This window comes from Caballeronia sp. AZ1_KS37 (assembly GCF_023631165.1).
Lineage (GTDB): Bacteria > Pseudomonadota > Gammaproteobacteria > Burkholderiales > Burkholderiaceae > Caballeronia > Caballeronia zhejiangensis.
Map to the genome: position 1 here is coordinate 197,246 of NZ_JALQDP010000043.1, position 13,312 is coordinate 210,557.

At 54.6% G+C, this 13,312-nt stretch carries 11 protein-coding genes; 8 read left to right on the forward strand and 3 right to left on the reverse strand.

Features of this window, described 5'->3' with window-relative positions; genetic code table 11:
- Positions 1-28: 28 nt before the first annotated feature.
- Positions 29-475 (reverse strand): response regulator, encoded by a 447-nt coding sequence (locus NCS00_RS29995; protein WP_250441852.1) that lies wholly within the window; start codon positions 473-475, stop codon positions 29-31.
- Positions 476-952: 477 nt separating this feature from the next.
- A complete protein-coding gene (locus NCS00_RS33415; RefSeq protein WP_284508210.1) occupies positions 953-2,647 on the reverse strand; it encodes a methyl-accepting chemotaxis protein in 1,695 nt (564 codons plus the stop codon).
- Positions 2,648-2,955: 308 nt separating this feature from the next.
- On the opposite strand from NCS00_RS33415, the gene NCS00_RS30010 reads away from it, so the two are divergent.
- Together NCS00_RS30010 and NCS00_RS30015 are read left to right on the forward strand one after the other, a co-directional pair.
- Positions 2,956-3,654 carry a nucleoside 2-deoxyribosyltransferase gene (locus tag NCS00_RS30010; protein ID WP_250441853.1) on the forward strand — a complete coding sequence of 233 codons (699 nt, stop codon included), beginning with the start codon at positions 2,956-2,958 and terminating at the stop codon, positions 3,652-3,654.
- A 47-nt stretch (positions 3,655-3,701) separates the two neighbouring features.
- On the forward strand, positions 3,702-4,634 hold the full coding sequence (locus tag NCS00_RS30015) for a tyrosine-type recombinase/integrase (RefSeq protein ID WP_250441854.1): 933 nt from the start codon (positions 3,702-3,704) through the stop codon (positions 4,632-4,634).
- Positions 4,635-4,678: 44 nt separating this feature from the next.
- Here the strand turns inward: NCS00_RS30015 and NCS00_RS30020 are convergent, their stop codons facing one another.
- Complete coding sequence (locus NCS00_RS30020; protein WP_250441855.1) at positions 4,679-5,140, reverse strand: hypothetical protein; 462 nt, start codon at positions 5,138-5,140, stop codon at positions 4,679-4,681.
- 403 nt (positions 5,141-5,543) lie between these two features.
- Between NCS00_RS30020 and NCS00_RS30025 the strand changes: the two genes are divergently transcribed.
- The 6 genes from NCS00_RS30025 (at position 5,544) to NCS00_RS30050 (ending at position 13,249) form a co-directional block, all read left to right on the forward strand.
- Positions 5,544-6,086, forward strand: coding sequence for a hypothetical protein (locus NCS00_RS30025; RefSeq protein WP_250441856.1), 543 nt, complete (start codon positions 5,544-5,546; stop codon positions 6,084-6,086).
- Between the two features lie 62 nt (positions 6,087-6,148).
- Positions 6,149-6,691: a hypothetical protein gene (locus tag NCS00_RS30030; RefSeq protein WP_250441857.1), complete on the forward strand. Its 543-nt coding sequence runs from the start codon at positions 6,149-6,151 to the stop codon at positions 6,689-6,691.
- Between the two features lie 319 nt (positions 6,692-7,010).
- Positions 7,011-7,787 carry a hypothetical protein gene (locus tag NCS00_RS30035; protein ID WP_250441858.1) on the forward strand — a complete coding sequence of 259 codons (777 nt, stop codon included), beginning with the start codon at positions 7,011-7,013 and terminating at the stop codon, positions 7,785-7,787.
- Positions 7,788-8,125: 338 nt separating this feature from the next.
- A complete protein-coding gene (locus NCS00_RS30040; RefSeq protein WP_250441859.1) occupies positions 8,126-11,605 on the forward strand; it encodes a hypothetical protein in 3,480 nt (1,159 codons plus the stop codon).
- On the forward strand, positions 11,586-12,044 hold the full coding sequence (locus NCS00_RS30045) for a response regulator (RefSeq protein ID WP_250441860.1): 459 nt from the start codon (positions 11,586-11,588) through the stop codon (positions 12,042-12,044). The genes NCS00_RS30040 and NCS00_RS30045 overlap by 20 nt, the downstream gene beginning before the upstream one ends.
- Positions 12,041-13,249 (forward strand): phosphorylase family protein, encoded by a 1,209-nt coding sequence (locus NCS00_RS30050; protein ID WP_250441861.1) that lies wholly within the window; start codon positions 12,041-12,043, stop codon positions 13,247-13,249. Before NCS00_RS30045 ends, NCS00_RS30050 begins: the two co-directional genes overlap by 4 nt.
- The last annotated feature ends 63 nt before the right edge of the window (positions 13,250-13,312 follow it).

The window sequence follows — 13,312 nt, forward strand, 5'->3', positions numbered from 1 at the left end:
CAAAGTGAAACAAATTGTGATTGGTGACTTACGCGGTCCTGTCGAAGATTGCCGCGAACACCGAAGAGTTCGCCTCGGTCGAAGCGGCGCTTGCCGAGGGTGGCGCAATCTGGGTGAGTTTGTCCGCAAGTGCAGCCTCGGAAAATTGCTTCACGATATAGCCGTTCGCACCGGCCTCAATCGCCGCAAGCACGTTCTCGCGCCTCTTCTCAGCGGTCACCATCAAGACAGGCAGCTCTGCGAGCTCTTCGCTCTTTCGGATTTCCTGCAGAAGGGATAGCCCGTCCATGTTGGGCATGTTCCAATCAGTTATGACCGCATCAAATTTCTGAATGCGCAACTTCTCGAGCGCTGCGACTCCATCCTCTGCTTCGTCGATCGTTGTGTACCCAATTGCCCTCAGCATTTTTCGGATCAAACTGCGCATGGTGGCCATATCATCGACTACCAGCAGACGCGTATGAGCATTTACCATCTGTGAACCCTCCCCTATCCCTTCTTTGAAACAACGCTTGCATGGCGCGGGCGACCGCCCCTGCAGGAGGCCTCCCACGAGTACATCGGCATGTAGGCGCTCCGGTTCGTGCCCAGACGCACGCTCCGTCCAGTGGGTTCCTAGGCACCGTTCGCCGGCGACCTAGGATATTGAGCGACGACCCACCGCAGCGGCCGCCGTCCGACACCCCGGCGTTCAGCGGGCCGCAAGGACATCCGATCGAAGCAACGCGTCCAATTCGACGCAAGCCTTCACGACCGACTGGATCGCGTCCTCAGACCCACGACTTGGCATGTCCGCAAGTCGGCGACGAGTTCGTGAAGTTGGACGACCATGTCTCCGACTTGCGTGCGAACCTGTCGCTTCCGGTCCGCACTGCCGGCAACCGGCGCCGGTGGCGTTCTGGCCGCTTTAGACGTCAAAGCATGAGTGAACACTTTGGCACGCCTACCACGCTTAGAATGTGGACCAGTCGCCGTCAGCCGAAGCTACGACTGCTGCCGGCTTCGGCGCGCCCACCGGCTTCAGCACTCGCGTCGTCGTCCCGGTCTTCTTGGCGAGCGCGGGTTGCGGCGCCTGAGGAGCGCGATGACTGACTTGCTGGACGGCGAGCGTCTGACCGGTGCGGAACACGCCCACGGCGGCGGTCAGTTGCTTGGCCTGGTCCTCCATCGAGCCTGCCGCGGCCGCTGCCTCCTCGACGAGCGCGGCATTCTGCTGCGTCACCTCGTCCATCTGCGCGATGGCTTGATTAACTTGCTCGATACCACGGCTCTGCTCGTTCGAAGCCGAGGCAATTTCGCCCATGATGTCGGTAACGCGCTGAATCGCGGTACCGACGCGCTGCATCGTTTCCCCTGCCCGCGCGACCAGTTCCGTTCCGGCCTGAACCCGGCCGCCAGAGGTCTCAATCAACTCTTTAATTTCCTTAGCAGCGGCCGATGATCGTTGCGCAAGGCTGCGAACCTCGCTTGCCACCACAGCAAACCCGCGGCCCTGCTCGCCCGCGCGCGCCGCTTCGACGGCCGCATTGAGTGCCAGTATGTTCGTCTGGAAGGCGATGCCCTCGATCATGCCTATGATCTCTGCAATCTTCGCAGAGCTTTGCTCAATGCCCGCCATCGTTTCAATCACCTCGCCAACAATCGCCGCGCCTTCGTTGGCTACGACGTTCGCGTTGTCGGCGAGGCCACTAGCTTGCGAGGCGTTGTCGGAGTTTTGCTTCACGGTCGACGTTAGCTCTTCCATGCTCGCAGCCGTTTCTTGCAGGGAAGCGGCTTGTTGTTCGGTGCGCGACGACAGGTCAGTGTTGCCTGCGGCGATCTGCTTACTTGCACTCGCGATCGCCTCGCTGCTCACCCGTACCGTGCCAACGGTGTCTGCCAGTTTGCTCTTCATGGTGGCAATGCCAGCAAGCAACTGCCCCATCTCGTCTTGCGTCTTAATCGTCACATCGCGCGTCAGATCGCCGGCCGAGATGTGCTCGAAGTGGCCGAGCGCTTCAGCAAGTGGCGTCATAATTGCTCGGCGAAGGAAATACCAGCCGGAGGCCGCGGCCGCGATACCAAGAATGAGGGCGACAACGCCCGAGATCCGCAAGGTCGAGAATTGCCGATCGTTCTCCGCGTCTTGATGCGCCGCATCCGTCAGTTGGAACTCCTTGAGTTTCTTGAACGCGTCGCTGGCCCGATTGTATGAGGCCGGCAGATCTTTCATGGCCAGGCGGGTCACGTCGGCCTGCTCCCGTTTCTCAATGGCCGATGCGAATGCTTCGATCTGCTTGCGCATATCTGCGCGGGCATCGACTACATCCTTTGCCAGCGCGTCTTCTTCAGGGCTGCGCGGAATGACGTCGTACTTCTTGTACCAGTCGTCGGAGTCCGCCAAAAACTTCCGGGCCCGAGCGGGCAGACCGCTGGCGTCCGGCGCGTCAGGAGCGAGCGCGTAGCGATCAAGAGCGAGTCGGGCGCGTCCAAGGTAGACGTCCGAAACACCCAGGGCGTTGATCGACGGCAAGGTGTTGTTGCTGACGTCCTTCGCCGAGGAGTTGATGGAATTCATTCCCAGCAGGCCGAACGCGACACACAGACAGAGCAAAGCGCCCAGGAACGTCATCGTGAGCGCAATTCGCGCCCGGATAGATAAAGTCATTTCTCTCTTCCAACCAGATACCGACAAAAACGATGCGACCGCGCACCGCCGCTTGCCCTTTTTTTGACGAAGGGGCAACTGTTTATCGGCGGCAGTGAGGACATCTGAACCGCGTCGTCCAGCAGCAGCGGTTATTCAATTGATTGGGGCGCTCCCCCGCGCTCCGATCACGCGCAGCGACACTGCGCGTCGGTTCCTTGACAACGGGAAGGCGCCGATATGCTAGAAAGGTCATCGATATCCGAACCAGCGAGCACGCAGACGACTTGATGCCTACAAGAAATCCGACCCATTCGCAGTTACGACTGATGGAACAGCTCGACCGAGGACTCTCCGTTGAGCAGATTGCGGCCGATCACGGCAAAAGCGTGCTGGCGGTCCGAAGACAGGTCGCGCGCATTAAGCGCCGGGTTCGCGAAGGCAACATTGCGCCCGCCCCGTTGCCGATCGAACGCGTCGCGGCAGAAGCCCGGATTTACCTCGCAGGCTTCGACGTCTTCCGCCCCGACGCGAAGGAGCACGGCGAGCACCTCAAGCAGCTCTGTCGCGATCGCGGCTTCGTTGGTCTCTATCCACTCGACGGACAAGTCCCCTGCTCGCTTCAACGGCAAGACGCTGCTCGATGGATATATGCCGCGAACATCGAACTGATTCGGTCGGCCGATATCGTCGTGGCGAACCTCGATGACTTTCGCGGGTCCGGCGAACCGGACAGCGGGACGGCTTTTGAAGTTGGTTTTGCAGCCGCTCTCGGCAAGCCGGTATGGGCGTATCGATCCAACGAAGGGACGCTTGTTGAGCGCGTGAAGGCAGCGGCGATTGGGGCCGAAGGCGGCTTCTGTGCCGGCGGCTACCTCATTGAGGACTTTGGCTTGAGCGTCAATCTGATGCTCGCGTGTTCGGCACGCATCGTCGTCGGCGGACCTGCAGCTTGCCTTGAAGCGATTCAGAGAGAGGTTGCCGGAGGTGCCCCTGTCGTTGGTGGCTCGGGGTTGGCGAAGCGTTAGCTTCGCTGTAGGGTTTGGGTTGAGCGAATTTCAGTATATCGAGTTCTATGTCTGACGATATTTGGCTTGTTGCACCCGAAGACGCCCACGTCCAATGGCAGCGGGAAGAAGCCACCGGCGCCGATCGCCGGGCGTTCGCCGACCAATCGATCGTCCAGCACTGCTCGATGTTCTCGCGCTTCAACGACTATCTGATCGCGCACCGTGCGACGGTGGCGAGCTTCGGGGCGGACCACATCGATGGATTCTTCGCCGAACTGGCGCAGGACTGCGCTTCCGGCACGACGACACGCCTGCGCTATCTAAAGCTCATTGACCGGTTCACGCGTCACCTCGTGAACATCGAATTGCGCGGTGACAATCCGGCGGCACTGATGTTGGTCAATGAGAGCTGGCCACAAGACGAGCCGACGCCGATCTATCTCTCATCGGAAGACGATGCGCGGCTACAAGCGGTGTGCGTTGCAACCGAGGGCGCGGCGTTCAAGGAACTGCGAAACACGGCGATCGTGGCGCTATTTCTCGCGTCAGGGGTCGCGGCCGCCGAACTCAAGCAGTTGCGCGTCGACGACCTCGATGTGCATGGCGAGCGCCCTACTGTCTTCGTGGACAAGCATGGGCCTCGTATGGCACGGCGGGTGCCGATCGAATCTTTCGCGGTCGACGTGCTGCGCGAATATCACAAGGCGCGCAGCCGCATTCAGGCCCCGACGCAATGGCTGTTCATAGCCACTGCGGGCGGCAAGCCGATGCTTCCGGATACGATGCTGAAATGTGTCCGCGTAGCGCTACGCCGTGCGGACCTGTCGGCGGCCGACGAGAGTCCACGCTTGCTCAGAAACACGTTTGGTCGTCGGCTGATCATCGCCGGCAAAACCAATGAGCAAGTGAGCAATCTTATGGGCCTGTCGAGCCATCGCACTGCGACTCGCCTTCGTCAAACACTTGGGTCGTGCGAGGCGTCCGAAGCACAGGCTTAGTGGCTTGCGGCCGGCGTCAGTCACAACTGGTTAGCGTCATCGCGTCATCGGTTGCCAGATGCTTTGTCACGGTCTTCCTGCGGGCCTAAACGACCGTTCGACTCCGCGCGTCGAGCCGGCGCACGCGTCACGCTGGAACCACCCTTGAGCCACCTATCAACGGCTATATAGCGGGCGGATGAAAACTCGACCATTGTCGCGACCGCTTTCGCCGTCCGTATTTGTTGCGCGATTTCGGGAGGAATTTCGCCACAGGCAATTAACACGCCCTTTCCGCTGATTGCCTGCTCTATCGTCTTCCCACGAAAGGAAAGACGTACGCGAAACGACGGCTGCTCATCTGCGTCTGGCGAGTATGCAACGTCAAGCGTCGAGTCCGCAAAGTCGGTCCATAATTCGGCGAGTCCAGGGTGCTCACTGTCCGTCAACTCCGATGCACGGTCGAACCCATCATTCACCTTGGTTATCCAGCGTCTGTCAGGGTCAATCAGGTAGCACAGAAACATGTTACCTCCTGCAGTCGGAGGCCCTCTCGGAAAGCCAGCTACGAGTTAATGACTTTGGTCGAATGGCTTGCTGCCCGGCCAAAGAACCGAGCCACGGTGTTGGGAGGCGCGGTACAGCGCGCCGTGGTGCTGACCGCCGCTTTAAGGATAGAAGCAAAAAAGAGCCCTGAGCGCGGCTTTTGCGTTCGTCAGACCAAAATTGGGATAGGAGCCGAAGCGCAGACTCGTGGACGGAACGCGGCGAAGGGGCGAGCCGTCCGGCTCATTCCGGCCAATTCCGGACGCTCGACGCCGGCTTTCTGATCGTTGACAATCTGGACACCGTTACGAATGACGTTGGCGGTCAACATCGGTAGGTTAAGCGGAACAACCACTTTCCCCGCCCCCAAGCTGTGGAATTTACATGCTCATCGTTATTGGTAGCGTTTTGCACAAGTGCTTTCACGAGGCTGGCCATATCGAGGCCGCCTATATTTTTGGCGCCACTGTAATTCACGCGTCAATTGACTCTGGAGGCGTTGCACGAACTTCGGTGCAACACAAGACCGATTTAAGCACGAAGAGTCCGGTCGCATGTGGAGGTTTCGCGGTAGAGCAACTTCTCTTCGACCGTGCACGCCTGGTCGATCAGGAGGGAAATCCGTTGTCGGTGGCCGCGTTCAGGAAGCAGGCGATGGAAAACGCACGTATGGACAAGTTCCCCTTCTACATTAAACAACCGATCGATGCCGCGGGGATCTATCCAGGGAGTCCGTATCAACCTGCCAGCGATTTGACTTGGCCCATCGAATCGGATGCCCCGTTTATGGCCTACGGGTTTCAACATATCGTTCCCAAGTTAGATTCGAGAATGCCGATTGTTGAGAAATTGGCTTGCGAGTTGTATGCACGCCGCTCGCTCACACAAATAGAGATCGAAGCGATCAGGGGTATGTCAGTGTGCTGAACTGCTGAGCGAGGTCACCGCCGACTGCCTCCTTGTTATTACCAAATAAAATGAAAGCAAAAATGAGCGAACACCAGAAACTAAGATTGCGTGAGATGGGTTGGCAATTGAATGACCTCGTTATGGACCTAAAGACGCCGGTTGATGTTGCAATGCTTCTGAGAGTTGAAGCAAGAACAAACCTGGAAGCGATGTCGCTAAGTCGCATGGTTTTAGGCGCGCTTTTCGTAAATCTCTGTAAGCTTCTAGAGATTGCAAATCACTACGGGAAGGAAGTAAGAGATCTGCCTGATGATATCCGAGTTGACCTTCTTGAGATTAAGAGAAAAATCGAGGAAAAGGGAATTTATCAGTACCGGAGCACCTACATTGCCCATGCTTTCATTCAAGAAAAGGGACAGCCCAAACGAGCATTATCGTTCAGAGAAGCCACTCAAGCACTTCAGGCAATTATTGATGAAGGGTTAACTCCAGTAATGGAGAACGTACACGCGTTCTGCCGATGGATCTACGAACAGGATGACCAAAGGTGCGTAGTCAACGTCATCTATCGAACCGTTCGTGCGGTCGAGGCCAGTCTGGGTGGGCTTGGGATTCGTGTATAGCCCGTCAAATAGGTCGAACCCGGGGTTGGACATCGGTTTTCGAAAGCCACTGGGTCTTCTTTGGGTCGCGCTCTCGCTGTCACCGTACGGCCACGGACTCCGGGCCTCATGCAAACCACATGGGACGGAAGTCGGGCACCAATGGACTTCCGACGCTCCTCCATGGAAATCGTCGACAATCATTGAAGGCGGCGGCTCTTAATCGATTGCATCAAAGCCACCGGTGGTTTGGCAGATCTCCGCTCGCCGCAAATGACTGCATATAAGGCCGCGGCAGCCCACCCCGATCAGTTGCAAAACTATTGCATACTTAACTTACATGAAATCACTTCCAAACGAAGATAAGCTTCAAGAGGGATTCGTAGATTTTTCAATGCTCTCCTTCGAGCTTTTGGAGCGCGCGGATAAGGATGGTAAATACCTAAAGTTTGCGGCCGTCAATGCGCAGATTGCTCTAGAGTTGTTCCTTAAGTTCTATTTCACAAAAAAAGGAAAACTTGATCAAATTCAGAAGAGAAAAAATGGGGTCGCGCAGAACGACTACGTCGATTTTTCGCAGATATTGAATCTTTACTACTCCACGACCACATGGTCTTTTGGAGTGAAGCGTGAGCTTGCTGACCTCTTGGATGCCAGAAACTCGATTCTGCACAGAGCGCACCACACGGGATCACTGGAAGAACTAGCCACAAGCGTGGTAAAAACACTTTATTTTATTCATAGTACATGGCATTCTGAGTTCGGTGGGCTGCTGTTTGAGAGGAGCTACGCCTTACCTTCCGATATGTCAAAAAATAGAATGTGGCGAAAAGGCGTCCGAGGATTCGTGGAGCAACTAGAAAAAATACATAGCATGGATGTCAGGCCTTGCTTGGCCTGCCAGCAGCACACTGTAATAACCGGCGAATGTTTTGGGCTGGTTGGTGCAGAGGGAATAGAGTATCTGATCTGCCTCAACTGCTTTGATTCTCTTGATGTAGAACACGAAGCGAGGTTGATTTCGTCCGCCGGTGCATTCAGTGTGAGAATTTTTACCACCCGGAAGACGGGGAGTTCAATAAAAGAGGAAGGTTTTTTTGCTCACCTGGCTGTCTAGAGTGTGCATCGGACAGATTTGAAGGCCGGGCGTAGCCCGATTTGCCACTGGCGGATCTCGCCTCATTGCGATTGGCCGCTACAGAGAAGCAGAAATGTCCCTTGTGGATCGGGTGCTGAAGTCACGGCCGCGGTCGCTGTCGTTGTGCGGTGCTCGTCAAGTGCGATCTTCAGCAACCGGCCACAAGCAGCCAATCGACTAACGCACCGAGATCGTCGACAATGCTCCGTTGAGCGGCAAACGGAACGCTACTTCGCCGTCCAGTACGTCGATCGTTATTGCTCTCCGTGGCCATCCAAAGCTACAAAGGTTGACGTACATGAGTGTTGAGGGACCAATTGAGCAGAGCGCCGGTAATTCACCAAAGCCGTAAGAACCCAATCCAAAAGCTGTACGCGTATGCGTCCGATGTGGATAAGGGGCCCGGGCAAGCCTATGCAGCATTGGCATCACTGCCTTTCGACGCGATGTGTCGCGCCGCGCGCGATTTGCGCCGAACCCTGCCTGCAAACAACGCCGTATTTGGGAAAATCTACGCAAAAGACTACGCCGATCTGTGCGATTGGTCGAACATCTATTATTCAGACCATCCTCGGCAAGACATCTATATTGCAGCGGCGGAAGTTCGTGCTTTTGCAGATGTATTGAACGAGTTCGTCCCTCTCGAAGAGGAATTGGACGGACTAGTTTTGAGCGGGGAGTTTGACGCCGCATTGTCTCTGCTTCAACGGATAGAGGTGCGTTTTGGGCTTTCGTTATGGTCACTTTCTAACCGATTTGCTCTGCTTGAACTGACGTCAGGCGTAGATGCACAGAAAGCGTTCGCCAGTGAAATCAGAAAGCGTGAGGACGTCGCAAGTGCGTTACGCACATTCTCGTACTTCTTTAGTCTCAAAGCAGAACGCGCGGTCTCTCCTGCTCGGTATCACGCCGCAGTCGCTAAGTCCTTTACGGCCGAGGGAAAAGACAGCTACTCCAGCGTATCTTATTTTAATTTTCACACCGGTTTCTACTCGAATAGCGAGATAACTAATCTTGCGGCAATACTTGTTTACGAGAGAGGTTCTCCCTTAATTGACAGATACCTGACTTTTATTCGCGTGGCGCAGCTCGCGACAATAATCTCGAATCAACAAAAACTCCTACCTCATTTTCAACATGCTATTAGAGCACTGGGCGATAAAATACGTGACGATCGCATAGAAGCCTTGCTGATGAAGCTGAACGCAGCAAACCGTATTGGAAAAAATTTCCTCGAAGAAAGAAGCGATTCCGTTCGTAGCTATCTGTCCATTGTGGATGACTATACGAAGGGGAACTACGAGTGCGTCCGCGATACAATCGATCGATTGCCCCACCGTGAAAAGGCGTCGTTAACAGACCTCTACTGCAGGTGTGCGACGAGAGTCGCAGATGCAGGACGCGGCTTTAGCCTAGTCCGTGAGCATCTGGCGGAGTTGCTCATCAAGAGCGCGCAAAGCAACCGCGCCTTTGACCAACTTATTAAATCGGTACATATGTTCGGGTACAGTAGGTGGGCTGTCCAGGTATTTGCAGTCGCGTGTCATGAAACATCAGCAACTGGCACAAATTATCGCGAAGGAACACTCGAACTAGGACTGCTCAACGGAGCGGCCGCGAGCCCCCGACTTCATGCTGCACTGTTCGGCGCACATGCGTCAGATCGCCTCGTCGCCAAGAGTTTCACGTATAGATTTTTAGCCTTCAGACCTAATGGCGACTCATTGCTTTCTGCGGGCGAGCGCGATTTAATTCCGCACACTCGCGCCGTCCGCTATCAAGCAGGTGCCATGAAGCAGAGCGGCGATCTAGATGGAGCAATCCGAGCTCTTAATGTTTTGAAGGCATCTACCGTAAAAGTAGACCTCATCGATTCTCTTGCTATCACCAGCTCCCTTCTAACATTTAACTTAGAGAAAGGCGATGTACTGGCCGCGGCACGCGTCGCAGCCGAAGCCCTTTGCAACAGGCCTCAACTCTCGGCGCGGCTCCAACTCGGAGAGGTGATCTATTTAAATAACGAGTTGTCATCTCAAGGCGGCCTTGTCAGCGGCGATATCTACATGACCGTGTGTTACGGCCTGCTCAATGAATATTACACTACCGCGTTCGAAGGTGATATTCCCATCCGGTGCGAGCAGTTTCTGCTAAGTATTGGCGTGGACCGTCCAAGTGCCATGCGATCGCGGCTAAATGACATCTCTACCGAGGTCATGGCTTTCTTCCTCTACGCAATGTGCAAGCCAGAGATTATTGACTCGCACATCGCGTACGAAACACCATCTGATGTTCTCGACGAGCGCGTGTTGATTTTGCAGTGGCTGATTGAGCTAGATGAGAGGCGTCGATCCATCTACGCCGATGAAATCGCTCAGATAACACAGAAGCAGCTTATCCGGAAGGGCGTGCAGGCGATCGAAAAAAGCCGCATCCAGGTGGATGTAGAGGGTATTCGCAATTCGTTGGATAAGGACTTCACCGAGCTTTACACACGATTTATGACATTGCCGCAGGAGATCGCGCCATATTCTGACGTCGTCATCAGGCTGGCCAGAGATCACGAGCATGGCGGCGTCGTCCTTGTTTTGCCGCGCAACGAGCGGTATAGCGCGCTACTGCAGATCGTTCAACTTGTGCGCGAGCGCTTCGTCTCGAGCAACGAGCACGGTCTCGATGTTTATCTTAGTGTTGGCATTCGCCACGGCACGCTTTCGGGACAATTACGTAGCGTGCTCGAAAAGTGGCATCTGACATCGCAAAAGGGAAGAGCCGGTGACTACGACTCGAACGAATATTGGACGAAGTGCCTCGCCGAAGACAGTGTGAGTGCGGAAGAGATTAACCGCATGGACCAAGCTCTCCGAACGCTTTCACAGTCCGTGGACGACCTAATTGCGAAGCTGCGCGACAAATGGGTGCAAATTCGTACGGAAGACAAGAATCACGATGGATTCTTCAACTTCACCGTTACGAATCAAGAGGTTCTCGAAATAGGACGCGCGATTGACCTGTCGAAAAGTTCGGCCAACGCGCTCGACTTACTGTTCGACTTTTTGTGGAGGAAAACGGACGCTAGCCTTTTAAATCTCCGAAGCGTCCTTAAAGCTGATTTTAAAACGGAATTTTCGGGCACAATAGACGTCTGCCTGACCGAAATCGGTTCTGTGGTCGAAGTGCCCAGCATCCAGCGGCTAAGAACCGCGCTATTGCGCGCCCGCACAGACGTACAAAGCGAGATAGACGATATTGCGGAGTGGTTCACACGAAATTCGGAAGTCGATGTTTCCGACTATCAGTTTGATTTTGCTGTCGACGTTGCGCAAGAGATGGTGCGTCGCTGCTATCCGCAGCATACACTACATTTGTCGCGCGCTTCTGAAAGACCGCTGACACTCCCCGGTTCAACACTGAAGGGTGTTGTGGAGATATTTTTCATTGCTCTTGACAATATGCTCAAGCATTGTGGGAAATCAGAGGGTGTCGTGTCTGCGAAGATTATTCGACAACAAGCGTGCAATTCAATGGATATCGAACTTTCGAGCATCGTCGCGCACCCGGTGAATGTCATCGACGAGAATCAAAAGTTGAAGCAACGTCTTCAATTGGTGCTGGCAGATGAAACTACCGATACAGTGCGCAGAGAGGGCGGGTCGGGATTTTTCAAAATTGCGAAGATCATTCGAATCGACTTTGCTAGTACTTTGAAATTGTGGTTCGGATACACTTCTCCGAATGAATTCTCGTTGAAAATCGGCGTTACAGGTGGGAGCCCCTTCGATGAAAATTTTAGTGGTTGAGGATGACGATAATAAGCGGCATCAGTTGGTGACATTTTTAATAGAAACCTATTGCAAATCGAAATGCACAGAAGCGAAATCGTATCAGAGCGGACTCAAAGCTATCATTCAGGAGCGCTACGATATCGTTTTTTTAGACATGACCATGCCTACATTCGATCGCGCCCCAGCAGATGGCGGCGGTAGAATTCGCCCGTTTGCAGGAAGAGACATATTTGCGCAAATTGCAAGCCGTAAAATTTCACAGCAAATTATTGTATTTACTATGTTCGAAGTACTTGGGGAAGGCGGTAATCAAGTAACTGCACGCGAGCTGGACAGGCAATTAAGTCGCTTGTACCCCCAGAACTACATGGGCCTGGTTTACTACAACGCAGCGTCAAGCGAGTGGAAGGGCCGCGTAAAAGAACTGATTAGTCAGATCAAGGAAGCTCAATGAAGCTGCATGTGCTACTCGTTGAAGACGACGACGACAAAGCGGAGGCGGTCGAAACCGTCGTGTCAGGTGCGGGACATGAAGTGAATCGAGCTAAGGATCTCGTATCCGCAAAGCGTCTACTTCTTGGCACGCATTTCGACGCGGCTATTTTGGACATCCAGATTCCTATCCGAGAGGGCGAAGAGCCCGATGCGTCGGGTGGAGGGCGGCTCATTCGTGAGATCGAACTCAATGGCCTCGTCCATCGACCCAGATATATCGTGGGACTCTCCCAATATTCGGATGCTGACGAAAGATGTGGGCAGGCGCTGTCTGAAAACGCATTCGGGTTTATCCACTACGACGGAGCGTCAAGTGTTTGGAAGGAACGGCTGCGACGATTTCTCGAGCACGTGGCTTCAGCATCCACTGTGCAAGATCTACCAGGTCAGGAAAGAACTGATCTAGCTGTCGTCTGCGCGCTTTACGACCCTGAGTTGGAGGCGATCTTGGAGCTTCCTTGTGAGTGGCGAGAAATAGACTCGACTGACGATTGCATTGTTTTTTTTCGCGGGGTAGTACATGCGAAAAGCGGGATGCGATCCGTAGTGGCGGCAGCGTGTATGGAACCGGGAATGTCGGCGGCAGCTGCGCTAACTGCCGCGACCGTGATGAGGTTTAAACCACGTTATGTCGCAATGACCGGTATTACAGGCGGTATGCGGGGCAGCTGTAACCTCGGTGATGTAGTTGCTGCGGAATCGGTCTGGGATTATACGAACGGGAAGCATGCCGTGGTCGATGGAAAACCAGCCTTCCGCCCGGCACCGCGGGTGATCGACACGAATCCGATTTTGCTATCCCAGTTGGGAAGACTCTCTCGCACCTCGGGGCTCGCGGAAAGGATAAAGGCTGGGTTCAGAGGCACTCAACCGCAGCATCCGTTGGCTCTGAAAGTGGGACCTATGTTCACTGGGACGGCTGTAGTCGCCGATAGGGACGTTTCCCAGTCTTTAGAAGCAATCAATCGAAAAGTGGTGGCCGTCGAGATGGAAGGCTACGGGGTTGCCTGCGCTGCTAAATACATTGGCCCGAATCGGCCGGAGGTCTTCATTCTCAAAGCCGTATCGGACTTTGCGGATGAGCACAAAGACGACGATTGGCACCGTTATGCCTCATATACTTCGGCCCAAATGTTGTACGAATGGGCGCTGAGATTCTTGTAATTCGAATGTGCAATTCGTTTCCTGTTGATCTTTGCCCTAAGACGCCAGGTCGGGCTCGACGAG